This window comes from Bordetella genomosp. 5 (assembly GCF_002261315.1).
GTDB lineage: Bacteria > Pseudomonadota > Gammaproteobacteria > Burkholderiales > Burkholderiaceae_B > Bordetella.
Map to the genome: position 1 here is coordinate 86464 of NZ_NEVP01000007.1, position 19802 is coordinate 106265.

17 protein-coding genes and 1 tRNA gene are annotated in these 19802 nt (G+C 64.2%); 5 read left to right on the forward strand and 13 right to left on the reverse strand.

Going from position 1 to position 19802, the window contains the following annotated elements; translation table 11 throughout:
- Positions 1–10: 10 nt before the first annotated feature.
- Both CAL25_RS12410 and CAL25_RS12415 read right to left on the reverse strand, forming a co-directional pair.
- The gene (locus CAL25_RS12410) at positions 11–295 is read right to left on the reverse strand and encodes a hypothetical protein (RefSeq protein WP_141217928.1); all 285 of its coding nucleotides are present in this window, start codon (positions 293–295) and stop codon (positions 11–13) included.
- On the reverse strand, positions 292–639 hold the full coding sequence (locus CAL25_RS12415; protein WP_141217929.1) for a hypothetical protein: 348 nt from the start codon (positions 637–639) through the stop codon (positions 292–294). The genes CAL25_RS12410 and CAL25_RS12415 overlap by 4 nt, the downstream gene beginning before the upstream one ends.
- A gap of 418 nt (positions 640–1057) precedes the next feature.
- On the opposite strand from CAL25_RS12415, the gene CAL25_RS12420 reads away from it, so the two are divergent.
- The 4 genes from CAL25_RS12420 (at position 1058) to CAL25_RS12435 (ending at position 6359) form a co-directional block, all read left to right on the forward strand.
- On the forward strand, positions 1058–2032 hold the full coding sequence (locus CAL25_RS12420; RefSeq protein ID WP_094800411.1) for an XRE family transcriptional regulator: 975 nt from the start codon (positions 1058–1060) through the stop codon (positions 2030–2032).
- A gap of 75 nt (positions 2033–2107) precedes the next feature.
- On the forward strand, positions 2108–2653 hold the full coding sequence (locus CAL25_RS12425) for a hypothetical protein (RefSeq protein ID WP_094800413.1): 546 nt from the start codon (positions 2108–2110) through the stop codon (positions 2651–2653).
- Positions 2654–2887: 234 nt separating this feature from the next.
- Positions 2888–3631, forward strand: a complete 744-nt coding sequence (locus tag CAL25_RS12430; RefSeq protein WP_094800415.1) for a sulfite exporter TauE/SafE family protein — start codon at positions 2888–2890, stop codon at positions 3629–3631.
- 742 nt (positions 3632–4373) lie between these two features.
- Positions 4374–6359: an autotransporter domain-containing protein gene (locus CAL25_RS12435; protein ID WP_094800417.1), complete on the forward strand. Its 1986-nt coding sequence runs from the start codon at positions 4374–4376 to the stop codon at positions 6357–6359.
- 593 nt (positions 6360–6952) lie between these two features.
- Here the strand turns inward: CAL25_RS12435 and CAL25_RS12445 are convergent.
- Entirely contained in the window at positions 6953–7471 is a 519-nt protein-coding gene (locus CAL25_RS12445; RefSeq protein ID WP_249279054.1) for a bleomycin resistance protein, read from the reverse strand.
- A 167-nt stretch (positions 7472–7638) separates the two neighbouring features.
- Here CAL25_RS12445 and CAL25_RS12450 point away from each other — a divergent pair, with 167 nt between their 5' ends.
- Positions 7639–8085 carry a phage regulatory CII family protein gene (locus CAL25_RS12450; protein ID WP_094800419.1) on the forward strand — a complete coding sequence of 149 codons (447 nt, stop codon included), beginning with the start codon at positions 7639–7641 and terminating at the stop codon, positions 8083–8085.
- 331 nt (positions 8086–8416) lie between these two features.
- On the opposite strand, the gene CAL25_RS12455 is transcribed toward CAL25_RS12450, so the two are convergent.
- The 10 genes from CAL25_RS12455 to hflC all read right to left on the reverse strand — a co-directional run bounded on the left by CAL25_RS12455 (position 8417) and on the right by hflC (position 19790).
- Positions 8417–8758 carry an XRE family transcriptional regulator gene (locus CAL25_RS12455; protein WP_094800421.1) on the reverse strand — a complete coding sequence of 114 codons (342 nt, stop codon included), beginning with the start codon at positions 8756–8758 and terminating at the stop codon, positions 8417–8419.
- Positions 8751–9140 (reverse strand): type II toxin-antitoxin system RelE/ParE family toxin, encoded by a 390-nt coding sequence (locus tag CAL25_RS12460; protein ID WP_249279055.1) that lies wholly within the window; start codon positions 9138–9140, stop codon positions 8751–8753. The genes CAL25_RS12455 and CAL25_RS12460 overlap by 8 nt, the downstream gene beginning before the upstream one ends.
- A gap of 227 nt (positions 9141–9367) precedes the next feature.
- Positions 9368–9446: transfer RNA gene (locus tag CAL25_RS12465), tRNA-Ile, on the reverse strand.
- Between the two features lie 7 nt (positions 9447–9453).
- Positions 9454–11727 (reverse strand): RNA polymerase sigma factor RpoD, encoded by a 2274-nt coding sequence (gene rpoD / locus CAL25_RS12470; RefSeq protein WP_094800423.1) that lies wholly within the window; start codon positions 11725–11727, stop codon positions 9454–9456.
- A 925-nt stretch (positions 11728–12652) separates the two neighbouring features.
- Positions 12653–14770: a DNA primase gene (gene dnaG / locus CAL25_RS12475; RefSeq protein WP_094800424.1), complete on the reverse strand. Its 2118-nt coding sequence runs from the start codon at positions 14768–14770 to the stop codon at positions 12653–12655.
- Positions 14771–14789: 19 nt separating this feature from the next.
- Positions 14790–15002, reverse strand: coding sequence for a 30S ribosomal protein S21 (rpsU, locus tag CAL25_RS12480; RefSeq protein WP_006218592.1), 213 nt, complete (start codon positions 15000–15002; stop codon positions 14790–14792).
- A gap of 476 nt (positions 15003–15478) precedes the next feature.
- Positions 15479–16018: a phosphoribosyltransferase gene (locus CAL25_RS12485; RefSeq protein WP_094800426.1), complete on the reverse strand. Its 540-nt coding sequence runs from the start codon at positions 16016–16018 to the stop codon at positions 15479–15481.
- Between the two features lie 125 nt (positions 16019–16143).
- On the reverse strand, positions 16144–17439 hold the full coding sequence (locus CAL25_RS12490) for an adenylosuccinate synthase (protein ID WP_170948483.1): 1296 nt from the start codon (positions 17437–17439) through the stop codon (positions 16144–16146).
- A gap of 77 nt (positions 17440–17516) precedes the next feature.
- Positions 17517–18671, reverse strand: coding sequence for an ATP phosphoribosyltransferase regulatory subunit (locus tag CAL25_RS12495; protein ID WP_094800430.1), 1155 nt, complete (start codon positions 18669–18671; stop codon positions 17517–17519).
- A 228-nt stretch (positions 18672–18899) separates the two neighbouring features.
- On the reverse strand, positions 18900–19790 hold the full coding sequence (hflC, locus tag CAL25_RS12500) for a protease modulator HflC (protein WP_094800432.1): 891 nt from the start codon (positions 19788–19790) through the stop codon (positions 18900–18902).
- Positions 19791–19802: the final 12 nt, after the last annotated feature.

A 19802-nucleotide genomic window follows, 5' to 3' on the forward strand; every position in this document is an offset into this window, starting at 1 on the left:
AGGTCTGCGTTTATGCGGCTGCCAGCGCCAGGGTGCGGCTCGCGGGTGCCTCTCGACCTTGCCGCGCCATGCCATACTCCGCGTAAGAGCCGGGCGTGGTGGCAGGCACCACGACTTCGACCAGGCCGGTGTCGATGAAGGCATCGAGCACGCGTCGTACGGCTTTGCGTGCCGCCGCGCGCTCGCGCACGTCCAGCGCGCGGCCTCGCGTGGCATGCCGCACTAACTCCACAACCCGGAACGAGCGCTGCGGATAGGTCTCGAGCAGGTCCATCACTTCCATTGCGTATTTCACAAGATCCTCCTTGCGACAGCTTCGCGAAACATTCCTACGTAGTTCTGATACTGCGCCTGCGACAGCGTGACGCCGGTCGTTTCCGCGATCCAGCGGCGCGCCGCGGTGCCACGCGCGCCGGCATCGAGCGCGCCGAAGCGCGCGTGCTTCTGCGGATACTCGGCGATCACGGCCATGCGCTCATGCCAGGGCAGCATTTCGTACATCGACTGCACCTGCTGGGCGTGACGCTCATTGATGGGCCGCACCACCTCGGCTTCCGACAGGTACGGCGCCATGTTGCCTACGGCGGTGCCAGACCAGGCCCAACGCGCCCAGTTCCAGAGCAGGTCGTCGCCGGTCAAGGTGCGCCCGGAAATCCCGGCATTTGATATTGGCCGAGGCTCGCGCCACTGGCTGCGAGGTGATGCATGCATGTTGTTCTCCTTGATGAGGGCGAGGCGTGGTCGCAGCGCACGGCCGCCCAGGTCGAACCGCCACGCTGGCCTTGCGGCTGCCCCGGGCACCCGCATGCCGTAACGGGGAGCCGCGACGGGAGCCACTGGATGGAAATGACCGATACGGTCATATCTTCGCTGGCGTCGCCCTACCCACAGCAGGTACACTGGCCTCTCTCCTACAGTGCTGTAGGAAGATTCGCTGCGTTGGTTCGTCAAATTCATGAGAATCAGTCTATTACCAATTTGGTAAACAGCACAAGTGATTTAGCGTTACCATATCGGTTCATTTACCAATCCGGTTAAGGCAGGGCCCGTGCCGCCTATGAAGTCCATCAAAGAAATCCGCCGCGACAATCTCGCGCGCGCCATCGACCTGCGGTGCGATGGCAACCAGACCCGCGCCGCGTTGCTGCTGGGCTACTCCACGCCCTCGTTGGTCAGCCGCTACACCACCAGCGCCAAGGACATCGGCGACCGCGCCGCACGCAAGATGGAAGAAGTCTTCGGCCTGCCGGCCAACTGGATGGACACGCCGCACGAGGCCGCCAACGGTGCTGCCCGTGATCCGGCCGGCGCATCGGCCGCCGCGCCCATCGGCCGCGCGATCCGGCATGTGCGCATGGCGCGCGGCATGTCCGCCGAGAAGCTGGCCGATCTCGCCGGCATCGATGCCGCCGCCCTCGCGGCCATCGAGAAGGGGGCCACGCCGGCTCCTGATGTGTTGGCGCGTTTCGCGCACGCGCTCGAGGTCGACACGCCGCTGCTCGCGCGCCTTTCGGCGCTGTCGTTCGGCGAGGTCACCACCGCGCTGCTGCAGCAGCTTCCGCCCGACGACCTCACCCACACCTTGTCCGAAGACGAAGTCACCTACGTCGGCCCCTATCACGCCACCCGACGGATTCCGGTGGTGGGCATGGCCCAGCTCGGCGAAAACGGCTTCTACGACGAGCTCGAATATCCGGCGGGCCACGGCGACGGCTATCTGCTCTTCAACTCCAAGGATCCCAACGCCTACGTATTGAAGGTGCGAGGCGACAGCATGAAGCCCGCCATCCGCAACGGCTGGTACATCGTGGTCGAGCCCAGCGGCCGCCCCACCCCCGGCGAGTACGTGGTGCTGCAGCTCGAAGACGGCCGCAAGATGGCCAAAGAGCTGCTGTTCCAGCACGCCCGCACGGGCGACATCGAAGTGATGTCGGTCAATGGCGAGATCCGCATGAGCGTCCCCGGCACGGCCGTCCGGCACGTGCACCCGATCGCGGCCGTCGTCCCGCCGAGCCAAATCATCTACAGCTGAGACAGCGCCCGTGATACCGATTCAGCCCTCGCGCCGCTCGCACGCGCGCCGACACCTCCGGGGCCGCCGCTCGTGATGCCCGACACGCCCCCGGCGCACGGTCCATCCGACGCCCACCCGGCGCTGTTTCGTATCGTCCGATCGCAATTCCCCTTCGGCGCTTTCTTCGGCCATGACCTGATCGCGCTGCTCGATCCGGCAAACCGCCTTCTGCGCGAGGCCGATGGCCTGGCCACCTCCCGCAGCGGCCGGATCAAGCCGATCGGCTATCTGCCCTCGGATCGGCTCAAGGTGCATGAGTTCGATCGGGCCGCGCTTTACCGCCCCAACCAACCGCGGGTCACGCTGTTCGAAGGCACTCACGCCGAGGCCATGCAACGTTGGGCCGCGCTACGCGAGGCCGGCCGCATGCTCAACGCCCTCGACCTCCCCTACCCGTTCCTCGGACTCGGCCCCAACAGCAACTCCGTCGCGTGCACACTCACCGCCGCCATGGCGCTCGACGACCGCCTGCACTGCGGCCGCCGCCATGCGCCCGGCCGTGGCACGCTGCTGCTGCAGCCCGCTCAGCTCGCCGACCTCCACCAGCGCCACGGCTGGCCGAGCTCGAAGGCCGTGTAAGCGTTTTCTTTCGCACACGCGGCCGACGTTCGCGCCCCTGTCGGCATCGCCGAACCGCCCCATTAGGCTCTGGGCACCCTGCCGCCACGCACTGCTCCGTCACTGCCACGTTCCCCGGCGAGTAGAATCCAGGCTCCTCACGGGAAAGGCCGAGGCCGCAGGCATGGCCCTGGTTGTGCGCGCAACAGGGCCGCAAGCCTGACCCTTCCCGGATCATTCGAGTCGGATGCTGCAATGACGCTATATCTGGTGGTCGCCGCGGGAGCGGTGGTGGCGGGTTTCGTGCAAGGTCTGTCGGGCTTCGCGTTCGGCCTGGTGGCCATGTCGTTCTGGGTCTGGGTGCTCGAGCCGCAACTGGCCGCGGTGCTCACGGTGTTCGGCGGCTTGCTGGGCCAGCTGATCGCCGCCTTCTCCGTGCGCCGCGGCTTCCGCCTGCGTCAGCTGTTGCCCTTCGTGCTGGGCGGCCTCGCGGGGATTCCCATCGGCGTCGGCCTGTTGCCGCTGATCGACACCCACACGTTCAAGCTGGTCCTCGGCACCTTCCTGCTGATCTGGTGCCCCACGATGCTGCTGATTCAGCACATTCCGAAGATTTCGGTTGGCGGCCGTATCGCCGACGCGCTCGCCGGCCTCGGCGGCGGCGTCATGGGTGGACTCGGCGGCTTCACCGGCGTCGTTCCTACTCTGTGGTGCCTGCTGCGCGGCTTCCCGCGCGACGAGCAGCGCGCCATCATCCAGAACTTCAATCTGGCGATGCTGGCGGTCATCATGCTGACCTATCTCGGCACCGGCCTCGTCACCCGCGACACGCTGCCCCTGCTCGCGATCGTCGCTCCCGCGATGCTCATCCCCACCTTTCTCGGCACGCGCCTGTATCTCGGCATCAGCGATCAACGCTTCCGCCAGATCGTCCTGGGTCTGCTCACCCTGTCCGGCCTCACCATGCTGAGCTCGGCGCTGGCGCGAATGCTGGGTTAGCCCCCGGCTCCGCGGGCGCGCCGCTCAATTGGGATTTGCGCTCCTGCACCGCCTTCCCCGTCGCCGCAGAACCCGCCGCGCGCCTGGCGCCGCCTGGCGCCGTTTGCCCGCGCATGCCCAGCGCCTGCCCCGCGTCTGCTCGCGCCAGCCCGCGTCTGCACGCGTCTGCACGCGCCAGCCCGCGCCTGCCACGCGCCTGCCCCGCGCCTGCCCCGCGCCTGCCACGCGCCAGCCTCGCGTCTGCCACGCGCCTGCCTCGCGTCTGCCTCGCGTCTGCCCGCGCCAGCCCGCGTCTGCCCGCGCCAGCCCGCGCCTGCCCCGCGCCTGCCACGCGCCTGCCACGCGCCTGCCTCGCGTCTGCCCCGCGTCCGCCGGCGCCAGCCCGCGTCTGCCCGCGTCTGCCCCGCGCCTGCCCGCGCCTCTCCGCCAGATTCTGTGTATTTCTTTCGGGCTCTCACCTTTCATAGTCGGAGGATTCTCACTTTCAATTTAACGTTGCATGCGACCCTCCGCTTCCGCCCACAGCACGGCCCACGCCCGCCCCCCTCTCCTGTTGCGCCGTCTGCCGTCGCTCATCGGTGTGTGCGGCACAGCCTTGCTTTATTCGCTGTCTCCCGCCCACGCTCAATCGTCCGTCTTTGGCGACCTGACCACGCCGGGTACCGCCTGGGCCGTGAGCGAGGATGGCTCCACCGTAGTCGGAACGCGGCTGTGGCTCAGCACAGGCCCCCAAGAGCCTTGCATGAACTGCACGTTTCGCGCGGTCAATCCAGACGGCAGCGTCGCCGTAGGAACAAACGGCAGCAACGCCATCCGCTGGACCCAACAATCCGGCCTCCAAACCTTAGATTTCGGCGTCGGCAATACCGACGCGGTTGCCACGGCGGTGACCGCGGACGGAAACACCGTCTACGGATGGCGCCGACTCCAAAGCGGATCGATTCAGGCGATTCGCTGGACGGCAGCCTCGGGCGCCGAAAACTTCAATGCCAACGCGTCGAGGTTTGGCGCGGACGCGCGCGTGCTGGACGCCAACGACGACGGCACTGTACTGGTAGGCCAGCAAGGTAACGCGGCCGCGGTATGGCGAAACGGTTGGTCCCTTTATGGCGATGAGCGCGTCGCGACCGGCGTCAGCAAAGACGGCAGCGTCGTGGTCGTTGGCGCTCAGTTTGTGCAGGGGCAGTTCTACGACGGCACCAACAACTGGGCTCCCGGCACCCGCGCCATCATCTTCGACCTCGGCGACACTCGCCGAAACCGTGACCTCGGCACCCTGGGGGGTAACGCCTCCGGCGCGAATGCCGTCAGCCGCGACGGCAAGACCGTGGTCGGCGACTCCACGACGGCCACCGACGAATGGCGAGGCTTTCGCTGGACGCTGGAATCGGGCATGCAATCGGTGGAAGAGTGGCTGCGCTCGGCCGGCGCCACCGTGGAGGGCGTCACCACTCGCAACGCGCGCGGCGTCAATGCCGACGGCTCCGTCGTCGTGGGTCAACTGACCAATGGCAATCCCTACATCGCGCGCGCCCCCGCCCGGCAACCGCCTCAAACCACCGTTCCCGACCCCGAGCCCACCACGCCGCCCTCGACACAGCCGCCGTCGACGACACAGCCGCCGGCGACGACACAGCCGCCGGCGACGACACAGCCGCCGGCGACGACACAGCCGCCGTCGACGACGCAGCCGCCGTCGACGACACAGCCGCCTTCCACGACACCCCCGTCATCCAACCCGCCCCAGTCGTCTCCCCCGACCGTCACCGTGCCGGCTCCCGGCACCGGCCTGATCGATGTGTATGAGTTCAACCAGGGGCTTGCACGGGTCGCGAACGCCGGGCTGGACGCATCGCGAAGCATGACCATGCTGATCAACGGCTTGCACAGCAACCCGATGCGTGGGCTGATCCCCAACGGCGGGCAGTCATCCGCCTGGACCTCGGGCGACTGGGGCAATCAAACCCACTCGCCGTACAACGCCAAAGAATGGAACGCCGAGGTCGGCTTCGGGTATCGCGTCAGCGAACAACTGCAGTTCAACATCGCCGGCGGCTACGTCGGCAGTCGCGCCGACACCGGCCTGGGCGGCATCACCAAAACCCAGGCGGGCTACGTCATGCCCGAAGCGATCGTACGCCTGAGCCAGACCCCGCTCTACACCACGATCACCGCGCTGTATGCGTCGGGCCGCTCCGACATCGACCGCGCCTACCTGAACGCCGGCGTTCGAACATCCGCCTCCGGCAAGCCCGACACCCAATCCTGGGGCGCCCGCGTACGCCTCGACTGGATGAACGCGGCAACGCTGGGCAATGTCGCCCTGACGCCTTATGCGAGCCTCACTTACCTCAACACGCACCTCGACGGCTACACGGAAAAAGACGGCGCATTCCCCGTACGCTGGGACGCTCGCACCACCGACAGCACCACGGCCCACCTGGGCCTGGACGCCACATGGCGCGCCACGGAACGCCTCACGATCCTCGGCCGCATGACCTACGCACACCGCTTCGAAAAACGCGACGTCGCAGCCTCCGGCAACCTCATCGGCCTATACGACTTCCGCTTCCCCGGCCTCGCCCTCAAGCGCGACTGGCTGCAATGGGGCCTCGGCGTCGAAACCGACATCACGCCCAAGAGCAAAGCGTCGTTCATGGTCAACGTCACGACACAGGGGCAGGCGCCGACCTACTGGGGCTCGTTCAATTACCGGTATTTGTTCTGACACTGCGAACGCGCGCCAGCGGCAACCCATCGCCGCTGGCGCGGACGGTGCCGCTGGCAACACGCGGCCCCGCCACCAGACCCGCACATGTGTCTTTGCGATCACGGCCCCGCCCCCACGCATCCGCGCCAACCGGCGACAGAGGATGATCGAAGCGCAAACGGAGCCACGGAGCATATCGAGCGGGTCGCGCTTCATCCCATCCCGATACGGACGAATTTCCAAAACAGACTCGCCGTGGTCGGCCACCACGATCGACTCCCAGGTTGCTTCAATGTGCCGGAAAAGCTCACGCGCACGAGCCCCGAATTCGATCTTTGTGAAAAGGTAGTCTGACACCTTTATGCGGGTGGCCGTTCGCCCGATCCCGTAGGTGAGGTCGCAGCCACTGCACCAAAAGCAAAAGGCCGGTCGTGGGCCGCCTTTTACTTAGGAGTATGTATGAAAAGGTAGTCTGACACCTTTAAGCGTGACACCTTTAAGCGTGACACCTTTAAGCGATCCGCCCGATCCCGTGGGCGAGGTCGTAGCCAGTGCACCAAAAGCGAAAGGCCGCCCGTGGGCGGCCTTTCGCTTAGAAATATGGAGATTGTCTAAACCTGCGGATCCAGAGGTGCCTGGCTATCTCTTCTCCCGGCAGCCACCCGCTTGCCAAGCAAGCACTGAAACCGTATTAGATAGCCATCGGGGTCTTGCACCAAAAACTGCCGTACGCCGAGCTCGACTGACTCCTTTCGATACCACTGCTCTTCCGGCGCCATGAACAAAGGGTAGTCCGACGCAGCGAGGGCGGACAGCAACGGTTCAAGCGACGGCACTTCCACCTGAAAATTGATGCCACGGCCGAACGGAGCTTCCAGCGCACCCGTGATCCAGTTCCGTCCGCGCCCCGCCTCCTCGAGCATCACTTGCGCGCCGCCAAGCTCAAGATAGGCAAACCCTTCGTCGGGCCGATCATACGCAACGGAAAAGCCGCATGTATCGACCCAAAACCGCAGGCTTGCAGCGATATCCGTCACCAGCAACTCCGGCACTAATGCTGCAGATCGTTCCACCAACAACTCTCCCGAGAAGCGCCCCTTGGCGCCAGCCTTGAGATCGTAACCGGTCATACCGTCAACGAGCGTTAATAATGACCACCCAAGGCCCGGTCGCCTTTCAAGCACGCTGATGCCAGGCTGGTAGAAAGCTCCCCGGGGGAACGAGCGGCGTAGATTGCATGCGTCGCAGTTCAAAAGTAGTCTGACACCTGATCCTAAAACACGAAAGAGCGAGAAGAATGAATATTGTTGAGGCGGCATACTCCACTGTGCATGAACAGCGCGGCGGTAGCGAGTCCTTGGGACCATTGGTCGGTATTTCTCCCGCTGTCCTGCGCAATAAGGTCAATCCCAATAACACCACTCATCATCTAACGCTCGCAGAGGCTGTCCGCATTTGCCGTCTGACCGCCGACTACCGGATCCTGAAGGCTTGGGCGCGAGAGTCAGGCTTTCTGCTCGTTCAGCAGCCCGAGGAGGGTCAAGTCGAAAGCGACATGTCGGTCCTCGAGCAGGTCGTCAGTTTTATGTCCGCTAGCGGAGCATATGGGCAGGAGATATATAGGGCGCTATCTGATGGCGGCGTGGATCGTGCAGAGCTGATGCGTATCCGGGAAGCCGGCGCAGATGTCATGACCGCCGTCGCGTACATTGACAACCGTCTGGAGGGTATGTCCGACAGGTGACCGCTCGCGCGCAGAATGGCGTGTGTATAAGGGTGTCAGACTACCTTTTCAGTCGGTCGCGCGAGAGTCGGTGGCGGTTTGGTATGCACATGGCACCACGGGCATTGTCGAGCGATCGTCGACTGCCCGCGGCTCGGCGAGGATCAGGCTGCCCGTGTGCTCTAGGCGAGTCAATGGGTCTCGGCGAACCTGCAAATGCTCAGTGCCGCTAGTCGGCGCGATAAGGTGTCAGACTACATTTCACTGTAGGCACCCGGAATAAGGTGTCAGACTGGACCAATTCGGGTTAGCTCAGCCTGACAGCTTTATGGGAAGCCGGTCTCTGGGTCAATCAGGTATCTGAGTCGCCAGCAGCAGCAGGGGTCGACAAATCCGAAAAGTTGCTGATCCGCACTGCCCCATCCGGAAAGCGGGCCACGATATCGAGTTGGCCACCCATCGCCTCGATGTGGTTGCGCAGCGTCGAAATGTACATGTCCGTCCGCTTCTCCATCTTGGCAATGGACGGTTGCTGTACGTGCAGAATGTCGGCCAGGGCCTTCTGTGACAGGCCGCGGGCCTGACGCAGTTCCTGCAATGGCATTTCCCGAAGCATTTCTGCGGTCGCGGCTGTGGCGCGAAGCTGGGATTCCTGCGACATAGCCGCCCGGAGTGCTGCAAATTTCTTAGCCATTGTTCTGCCCTTCCGTCCGCAACTGTTCCAAATGCGCGTCGTAGATTTTGTCTGCTCGCGGCACGAATTCTTCATACCAGCGGTCATTGCCAGTCTTGTCGCCGCCGATCAGCAAAATGGCGGTTCTTCTCGGATCGAAGGCATACAGCGTACGTAGTGGATGACCACCCGACTGCGTTCTGAGTTCACGCATGTGCTCGTGCTTCGAGCCCTTGATGCCGCTCGAATGGGGGAACCCGAGCGCCGGGCCGAGATATTCCAGCAGGCCCACCGTGGCTGCCACGGATTCCTGCTCGCTTTCCGATAACGAGTTCCACCACTGCTCGAACTCGTCGGTGAACTCGACGTCCCACGCTATCAACCGCCTGCCTCTAGCGTCCATGGAATTATAGCCCCGAAGGAATATTCCATCAAAGGAATGCCGGTCCCGACAGACGTGCTCGTCGCAACGCCTGAGATCACATCAAAAGGGGTGCAGCAGTATGGATCTTTGGCGCGAACCGATCGAGCCACCCGCGCAGAAAGGACACACTACCGGGCACACCAGACGCCAGAAACGAAACAGCCGCCATTGCTGGCGGCTGTAGTACCTGATTTCGCAGGATTTCTTGGTAGGCCCCCCGAGAGTCGAACTCGGCACCAACGGATTATGAGTCCGCTGCTCTAACCAGGCATGAGCTAGAGGCCCGAAAGCGTTACTGCCCTTCGAGGAAGCTCTTCAGCTTGTCGGCCCGGCTGGGATGACGCAGCTTGCGCAGCGCCTTAGCCTCTATTTGACGGATCCGCTCGCGCGTCACGTCGAACTGCTTGCCGACTTCCTCGAGCGTTTGGTCGGTGCTCATTTCGATACCGAAACGCATGCGCAGGACCTTGGCCTCGCGCGGGGTCAGGGAGTCTAGCACTTCCTTGACCACGTCGCGCATGGAGCCATGCAGCGCCGCGTCGGAAGGAGCCAGCGTGGACGTGTCCTCGATGAAGTCGCCCAGGTGCGAATCGTCGTCATCGCCGATGGGGGTTTCCATCGAGATGGGTTCCTTGGCGATCTTCAGGATCTTGCGGATCTTGTCTTCCGGCATGTCCATCTTCTGCGCCAGGGTCGCGGGATCCGGCTCGGCGCCGGTTTCCTGCAGGATCTGACGGCTGATCCGGTTCATCTTGTTGATCGTTTCGATCATGTGAACCGGAATACGGATGGTGCGTGCCTGGTCGGCGATCGAGCGCGTGATGGCCTGACGAATCCACCACGTGGCGTACGTGGAGAACTTGTAGCCACGACGGTATTCGAACTTGTCCACCGCCTTCATCAGGCCGATGTTGCCTTCCTGGATCAGGTCGAGGAACTGCAGACCGCGGTTGGTGTACTTCTTGGCGATCGAGATCACCAGACGCAGGTTGGCCTCGGTCATTTCGCGCTTGGCCTTGCGAGCCTTGGCTTCGCCGGTGGCCATGCGCTTGTTGACGTCCTTCAGGTCCTTCAGCGGCAGCACGACGCGCGTCTGCAAGTCGATCAGCTTCTGCTGCAGCTCTTGGACGGCCGGGATCTGACGCTCGAGCGTCTCGGCGTACGGATGACCCGCGGCGACCTCATCGAGCACCCACTGCAGGTTGGTCTCGTTGCCCGGGAACACCTTCAGGAAATGCGGACGCGGCATGCCGGCGCGATCCACGCAGGTGTGGAGCACGGCACGTTCGAGCTGACGCACTTCTTCGACCTGATTGCGCAGGGTGTCGGCCAGCTTCTCGACCATCTTGGCCGTGAAGCGGATACCCATCAGCTCGTTCTGGATGATTTCCTGAGCCTTGGTGTACGAGTCGGATTTGTAGCCTTCCTTCTCGTACGAGAGGCGCATGCGGTCGAACTGCTTGGACACTTCGTCGAACTTGGCCAGTGCCTTGACGCGCAGGTCTTCGAGCTGCTTGCTCGACATGCCGCCGGCCGGGCCGTCATCGCCTTCGTCTTCGTCGGCGCTCACGCCGGCGCCAGCGTACTCCTCACCATCTTCCGGATCCACCAGGCCGTCGACCACTTCGTCGATCTGAGCCTGGCTCTCACGCACGCGCGTGGCGTGGGCGAGGATCTCGTTGATGGTGGTGGGACACGCCGAGATGGCCATGACCATGTGCTTCAGGCCGTCTTCGATGCGCTTGGCGATCTCGATTTCGCCTTCGCGGGTCAGCAGCTCGACCGAGCCCATTTCGCGCATGTACATACGCACGGGGTCGGTGGTGCGGCCGAAATCGGAGTCCACCGTGGTGAGGGCGGCTTCGGCTTCGTCTTCGACGTCGTCGTCGTTGGACGCCACCGGGGCGTTTTCGCTCATCAGCAGGGTTTCGGCGTCCGGGGCCTGGTCGTAGACCGAGATGCCCATGTCGCTGAAGGTGCTGATGATGCCGTCGATGGCTTCGGCGTCGACCAGATCGTCAGGCAGATGATCGTTGATTTCGCCGTACGTCAGGTAGCCGCGGTCCTTGCCCAGCTTGATCAGCTGCTTCAGGCGATTGCGGCGCGCTTCGTATTCTTCGGGCGTGACGGGGCCACGGGCGATCAGATCCTTCGGATCGCCCTTGCCGCGCTTGCCGCCGCGCTTGGCGGGCTTGAAATCAGGCACGACTTCGCCTTCGCCGTCCATCGGATCGTCGAACGAATCGCTGTCGTTATTGGCATTCTTGGCAGGACGGCCGGGACGACGGCCGCTGGGCACGGCCGGACGCGCGCCGCCGACCAGATCGGCCAGCTTGTCTTCGGCCTTCTTGGCACGAGCCTTGGTGACCTTTTCGCCGGTCGCGGCAGCAGCCGTCTTGGCGGGCGCTTTCTTGGCGGCCGCCTTCGTTGCAGTCTTGGCGACCTTCACTGCCGTTTTGGCAGGCGCTTTTTCCGCCGCCATGCTCACGACGCGCTTCTTGGCCGTCGGGGATTGGGCGTCAGCCGCATCGATTGCAGAGGTGGATTTGCCAGTGGTTTTGGTCATAGTCGCTTCCGTGGTCGTCGCAACCCTGTTTTGGGTTATTGCACCGTGGTGTACACGGGTAAAACTGGCGGGCCTTGCTGAAACCGCGCATTCGCGTTGGTCGCGAAACTGGCTCCGAACCCCGTTGCGCCGCTGATCTGGCATCGATGCCCAACAGCGCTAACGTGTCGCGATTTCGTCGGTTGCCGTGCGCCGGATATCGGAGGTGCTGTCGTGCCTGTTTCAGGCCGGGCTAGCTGTGGGAATCCCCTGCTGCCTTAGATACAACACCTGCCGTCATACCCGGCGGCGCGGCCGCCGATTGCGCGACCCACCACCTGCTTACTTCATTTGTTCCGACCCGCCACACGCGGGTCATGCCGCGCGATCTCCGAAAGCAAACCCCAAAAGGCCATGACCATGACCGCCGCGCAAAATCGCGGCACACCGTCATGGCATGACCGATTGGTGAAAACAGGTTCGCATCACCGGGTATCGTAACCCCGGCACTCGAAAACCGCCCAAACTTCGTAAAAATCGAGGTATCCAAGCCCCGCCGGGCACGCCGCTTGCTACTTGTCGCGGCGCGACCGTCTTGCAGGGTGACCCTGGCGTGGCATAAGCCAGCGAGCCAGGAGGACACCGTCGGATCGTGCGTTGGAGCGTCTTTTGCCTGGAGGGCAAGCGCTACGACACCGCGACGTTCCGATTACCGCTCTGCGCCCGCCGGTGCGACCGGCAAACGCGTTGTTCAATGTGGCCCCGTTACGCCGGGCCTGCAGGAGACATTACGCACCCCTGCCGGGCGGATCTTTCATCGCGCCCCGCGCCTGCGGCCGCCATGCGGCGCCATTGCCGGACCTGATCGCCGGGTCTGGTCACCGGGCCTGATCATGCCTGGCGGACAAATTCGCCGTAAACACGAAACCCTCGATGTTAACGCAATTCAGCGCATACCTGCAGCTTTTAAGACAGTTAAACGGGCTGATAGTTCAAGATAGCGCTTCCGGCCGGCCTCGTCGGAGACCCCCGACTGGGCCAGTTTGGCCATCTCGGCGCGCACCGAATCGAACTCGATCCGACGCAGCGCGTCGTCCCATTCGGTCTGCGGATCGGGCAGATCTTCCTGGGCCAGCACGTCGGCGCGCAAACCCTTGAGCGCCACATACAGATCCGAATCGCTGTCCGCCGCCTCCATCAGCGCGCCCACGTGACGGGCGCCGCTGCTCTTGGCCAGCATGATCAGGTCTCGTACAAGACCTAGATGGGGACCGTGGTCGATGACTTCAAGCTGCAGGTCGCCCATGGAGTCCACCAATTCGGGGTGGGCCAGCAACAGACACAGCAGCCGGCGCGCCAGGGACGGCATGACCCGCTTGCCCTCGTAACCGCCCGGGCCGTCGTCGCGGCGACCTTTCCAGTCGCCCTTGCCCTTGCCTTTCCATTCGCCCTTGGGCTTCCAGTCGCTTTTACCCTTCCAGTCGCCCTTGGACTTCCAGCCGCCGGACTCCTCGCCGCCCCATTGCGGCGCGGACTCTCCCGCGGGTTCGATGCCCATGGCATAGAGATCGGGCTCGTCGTCGCCGTAGGGCTCGTAGCCCCAATCCGGCGGTGCGCCGTCCTCAGCCCCACCGGATGCGGGCGCATCGCCGGGCTGGCCGGCTTGGCCAGCCTGTGCGGCAGCGGGCCGCGCCGCGCCGGGCTGCGCGGGCGTGGCGGGATGGTTGGCCGCCACGGCCTGGCGTGCCGCGGCCTGCGCCTGCATCTGCGCCGAGTACTGCGCCATCGACGCGGCCATCTCCTCGGGCGTGAGCTGCACCACCTTGGCCAGCTCGCGCTCGATCTGCGTGCGCAGACCACACTCGGGGATCTGATGCAGCAGCGGCTTGGCTTCGTGCAGGCAACTGGCCCGCCCTTCGGCCTCGTCGAGGTTGTGCCGGGAGCTCAGCTCATCGAGCAGGAAGCGCGACAGCGCCGCCGCCTGGCCCAATTGCTCGCGAAACGCCTCGGCGCCGAACTCGCGCACATAGGAATCGGGATCGTGCTCGGCCGGCAGGAACAGAAAACGGATGGCGATGTCGTCGCGCAGCACCGGCAGGCAGGCCTGCAGCGCGCGCCACGCGGCCCGCCGACCCGCGGCGTCGCCATCGAAGCTGAAAACGACCTTGTCGCTGGCCCGCAGCAACTTCTTGACGTGATCCGGCGTGGTGGAGGTGCCCAGCGTGGCCACGGCATTGCCGATGCCCAGCTGCGCCAGCCCGACCACGTCCATGTACCCCTCGACCACGATGACCATCCCTTCCTGACGGATGGACAGACGGGCCTCCCACAGACCGTACAGCTCGTGGCCTTTGGAGAACACGGGGGTCTCGGGAGAATTGAGGTACTTGGGCTCGCCCTTGCCGATGATGCGGCCACCGAAGCCGATGAGCGCGCCACGCGTATTGCGGATCGGGAACATGATCCGCTCGCGGAAGCGATCGTAGCGGCGGCCATCCTCGGACTCGATCACCAGGCCGGACTCGACCAGGATCGGATCATCGTAGTTGTCGAAGATCTGCGAGAGACCGTGGCGGTCCGTGCCGGACCAGCCCAATCCGAAATTGCGCGCGACCTCGCCCGTCAAGCCACGTTGCTTGAGGTAGGCGATCGCTTGGGGAGATCCGCGCAGCAGCCGCAGATACTGCGCCTGCGCGGCATCAAGCACCTGCGTATGACGCGACACCTCGGCCTGACGGCGTTGGGATTCGGCGCGTTGACGCGGACTGCGGGATTCTTCGGGAACGGTCATTCCCACGGAGCCGGCGAGGGTACGCACGGCTTCGGGGAAACTTGCGCCCGTGTGCTCCATCAGGAAGGTGATGGCGCTGCCATGGGCTCCGCAGCCGAAGCAGTGGTAGAACTGCTTCGTGGGGCTGACGGTGAAGGAAGGGCTTTTCTCGTTATGAAACGGACAGAGGCCAAGTAGATTGGCCCCACCCTTGCGCAACTGCACGTATCGCCCGACGACGTCTGCAACATCGACCCGGGCGAGTAAATCCTGAATGAATGATTCTGGAATCAATAGATTCGGGAATCAGATATCAATACAGGCGCGGGGGCAGTTGCTGGCTACGAATCCGCTTGTAGTGGCGCTTCACCGCGGCGGCGTGCTTGCGCTTGCGCTCGGCCGTGGGCTTCTCGTAGAACTCGCGCGAACGCAGCTCGGTGAGCAAGCCAGTTTTTTCGATGGTGCGCTTGAAGCGGCGCAGAGCGGCTTCAAACGGTTCGTTTTCCTTCAGTCGAACGATAGGCATAAATTCAGTGGTCTTGAGTAACTACGATTGATGACAAACCTGGTCCTGGCTGGCCCTACGGCTATCTACACACGCCGCAAGCCCCTGAAATCAGGTTCCAACGGGCTTGTAGCATGCGGCGCAACCCGAAAACCGAGCTCTGTGCTACGCACAGGCCGCCCTCGGGCCGCATCCCTAGCCGATCTCCGGCCTTTTGTCGCACACCTGAGAGGACCCGGGGGTTACCCAAGGGACTGCTCAGGGCCTACTCGGGGGTTACTCAAATGAGCCCCAAGCCGACAATAAAACAGGTTCGGTTTAGCGATAACCAGCGATTCTAGCACGGCTGCGCCGAAATTGACCAGTCGGACCGGGCAAAGAGACAACACCCGGCCGGACCGCCGGCCAAGGCGCCCCGAGTCGGAGACCGAGGCGAAACAGCATCGGGTGGCACCGCAGGGCGCGCGCCGCACGCCGCGAGCGCGCCGAGCCCGGTGTCAGCTCGAACCCTTGCGGATCCAGGCTTCGAGTTGGTGCGGGCGCAGGCTGTCGTAATCCTCGAACGGCTGGTGAATCCAGGGGTTCGTGGGCAACTTGTCGGCGTAATAGTCGGGCGTGGCCTGTGAATGGCCTTTCCACCAGAGCACGGCACTGCGCAACTCGGTGATCGCCGGGAACTGGTTCTTGAGGTGGTCATGCACACGCATGAAGGTCTTGCCCGTGTCGACCATGTCGTCTACCAGCAACACCCGGCCCGACAGCGTGCCGCGCGTGATGGTGATGAACTGGGCGATATCGAGGTCGCCCTGCTTGGTGCCGGCGGCTTCACGGTAGCTGCTAGTGGCCAGAATGCCGAGGGGAACGTCGAAAATTCGGGACATCACGTCGCCGACCCGGACGCCGCCGCGGGCCAGACACAGAATCTGGTCGAATTCCCAACCGGACTGGTAGACCGTAAAAGACAGGCGCTCAATCAGGCGGTGATAGTCGTCCCAAGTCACCCACAGATGGCTGTCGTCGCTTTTTGGCGAGCTCATGGAGGGTCATCTCCTGCAAATGAATACGAAAAGGCCGCCGGCAGGTGACCCTGCGGCGGCCTGGCGAATCATAACCCGGGCAAAGGCGATTGAAAAAGCGGCCTGCTCTGCCCGGGCGTGTGCGTTCAGCCCTTGAAGGGGTGGCGCAGCACGATGGTTTCGTTGCGATCCGGACCGGTCGACACCAGGTCGATCGGCACGCCGCACACTTCTGCCACGCGCTCGAGGTAGCGGCGGGCGTTGGCGGGCAGCTTGGCATACTCGGTGATGCCGACGGTCGACTCGGACCAGCCCGGCAGCTCTTCGAGCACCGGCTGAGCCTGAGCGACGGCGTGGGCGCCGTACGGCAGCACGTCACGGAACTCGCCATCGACGCGATAGCCGACGCCGAGCTGGATGGTTTCGAGGCCGTCGAGCACGTCGAGCTTGGTGATGCACAGGCCCGAAATGCCGTTCAGGCGCACCGAGCGCTTGAGCGCGGCGCCGTCGAACCAGCCGCAGCGGCGCGGACGACCCGTGACCGAACCGAATTCCTTGCCGATGGTGGCCAGGCGCGTACCGATTTCGTCGACCAGCTCGGTCGGGAACGGACCCGAACCGACACGCGTGGTGTAGGCCTTGGTGATGCCGAGCACGTAGTTCAGCGATTGCGGGCCCACGCCGGCACCGGCCGAAGCCGCACCCGCCACGCAGTTGCTGCTCGTGACGAACGGGTAGGTACCGTGATCGACGTCGAGCAGTGCGCCCTGCGCGCCTTCGAACAGCAGGCTGGCGCCTTGCTGCTGAGCCAGATAGAGGTTGCTCGAGACATCGCGCACCATCGGGGCGATGGCCGGCGCGAGCGCCATGGCCTGGTCGCGCACTTCGTTGGCCGACACGGCTTCGGCGCCCAGGTACTGGGTCAGCACGAAGTTGTGGTAGTCGAGCACTTCGGCGAGCTTTTCGTCGAACAGGCTCGGATTGAAGAGGTCTTGCACGCGCAGCGCGCGGCGGGCGACCTTGTCTTCGTAGGCCGGGCCGATGCCGCGACCGGTCGTGCCGATCTTGCCCTCGCCCTTGCGTGCCTCGCGCGCCTTGTCGACGGCCACGTGGTACGGCAGGATCAGCGGGCAGACTTCAGAGATCTGCAGACGCGAGCGCACATCGAGGCCGGCGGCCTCGAGCTCTTCGATTTCCTTGAGCAGGGCCTCGGGCGACAGCACCACACCGTTGCCGATGTAGCAGGTCACGCCAGGATGCATGATGCCCGACGGGATCAGACGCAGAATGGTCTTCTGGCCGTTGATCCACAGCGTGTGGCCAGCATTATGGCCACCCTGGAAGCGGACCACGCCCTGAACCGACTCTGCCAGCCAGTCGACGATCTTGCCCTTACCCTCGTCACCCCATTGGGTGCCGATAACCACGACGTTCTTGCTCATGTTACGAATCAAATATCGAGTTTCTCGGGAAATCCGGAAATCTCCCCGCGGCCCTCCCGTCATCGGGAGGGAATTAGTCACAGCGTTTTGACCGTCCAGGCACCTTCTTGCAGTGCCAGCTCGCGATCGCAAACGTATTCGTCCTGGTCTTGCTCATGACCGGGCAATACCTGGACGACGATTTCGCCCGACCGGCGCAGTGCGCGCACCGCATCGATCAGGGCGGGGTCCTGCCCCCAGGGCGCGCGTACGGCGCGCCCGGGTTCTGCCGGCGCCAGCCCGGCTGCGAGCTTGCGCAGGTCGAGACTGAAGCCCGTGGCCGGGCGAGCCCGGCCGAATGCGCGGCTGACGTCGTCATAGCGACCGCCACGCACCAATGCATCGTGCCACCCCTCGGCATAAAGCGCGAAGGTGACGCCGGAGTGATAACCGTAACCGCCGACGTCAGCCAGGTCGATACCCAGCGCCACCTCGGGCAGCGCATCGACCACGGCCTGTAGGTCGTCGAGGGCGGCCGCGAGCGCGGGCAATGCCGGCAGCACGCGGCGCGCTTCTGCCAGCACCTCGGGCCCACCGTACAGCTCGGCCAGCGCGCGCAACGCCTGTTGCGTTTCGGCGCGCAATGCCGGGCCGCTCTCGTTGAGCGCCTTCAGACCCGCCACATCTTTCTCGCGCAGCAGCAGGATGATCTCGCTGGCGCGCGCCACCGCCGCGGCATCCGCGTCGAACAGCGCCTTGACCACGCCCGAATGGCTCAGATCGAGACGCGGCGCACGCACCCCGGCGATACCGACCGTTTCGAGTACCAGGTTGATGATTTCGAGGTCGGCCTCGAAACCCGCATGGCCGTAAATCTCGGCGCCGATCTGCAGCAGCTCGCGGCTCGACAGCAGGTCGGCCGGGCGGGCATGCAGGACAGTGCCGCAATAGCAAAGGCGGGTTACGCCAGCGCGATTGAGGAGGTGAGCATCGATGCGCGTGACCTGGGTGGTCATGTCGGCGCGTACGCCCAACGTGCGACCCGACAGCTGGTCGACCAGCTTGCAGGTGTACAACCCCAGATCACTGCCGGCACCCAGCAGAGAATCGATGTATTCGACCAGCGGCGGAGCGACCAGCTCGAAACCGTAAGTACGGTAGAGATCGAGCAGCTCGCGCCGCAGTTCCTCGATGCGCCGGGCCTCGGCCGGCAAGACATCTGCCAGCCCCTCGGGCAGCAACCAGTTACCCATGAATATTTACCTGAATGACGCGTCGATCAAACGAAAGCGTCGCCCAAAATGAAAACGGCTGAGGGGGCGTAAGCCCGCTCAGCCGTTGCGGAAATGTTCTAGCTTACGGGGTATTGTACATGGATCGGGCAGATCGTCCTACCCCTTGCCCAGCCCCGGAATGCCAAACGGGGCGCCCGAAGACGCCCCGCCCGGATGGCGCCCCGCCGAGGCGAGGCAACCGTGGTCTTACTGAGCCGTGCCCGTGGTCGCGGCCGTCGGGTTCTTGAAGAACTGGAAGAAATCCGACGACGGATCCACCACCAGCACGTCGCCCGTCTTCGAGAAGGCAGCGCGGTAACCCTCGAGGCTCTTGTAGAAAGAGTAGAACTCGGGATTGCGGCCGAAGGCTTCGGCATAGATGCTGCCGGCCTGGGCGTCGCCCTCACCCATGACCGTCTGGGCACGGGCGTAGGCCTGAGCCACGATCACTTCGCGTTGGCGGTCGGCTTCGGCGCGGATCTTCTCGCTCTCGGCGGCACCGATCGAGCGCAGCTCGTTGGCGACACGCGTACGCTCGGCTTCCATACGGCGGTAAACCGATTCGGAAATCTCGGGCGCGAACTCGATACGGCGCAGACGCACGTCGACCACTTGCACGCCCAGCGGCTCGGCGCGCTTCGCGACGTTGGTGAGGATTTCGGCCATCACCTTGTCGCGCTCGGCCGACACGACGTCCTTCACGGTACGCACGTTGACCGACGCGTTGAGCGCGTCGCGGATCTGGGCCTGCAGACGTTCCTGGGCGGCGCGCTCGTTGCCACCGAAGGTCACGTAGTACAGGCGCGGATCGGCAATGCGCCACTTCACGTACGAGTCGATCATCAGGTTCTTCTTTTCAGAAGTCTGGATGCGCTCGGCATCGCTCGATTCGATGGTGAGAATGCGCTTGTCGAGCGTGACGACGTTCTGGAACGGCGGCGGCGCCTTGAAGTAGAGACCCGGCTCGTTGATGACGGTACGGACTTCACCCAGCGAGAACACCAGCGCGTAGTCGCGCTCGCGCACGACGAAAACGCAGGAAGAAAGGACGGCCAGGATGATGAGAAGGCCGACCAGGTAAGGCATGAGACGTTGCATAGTCAGGGCTCC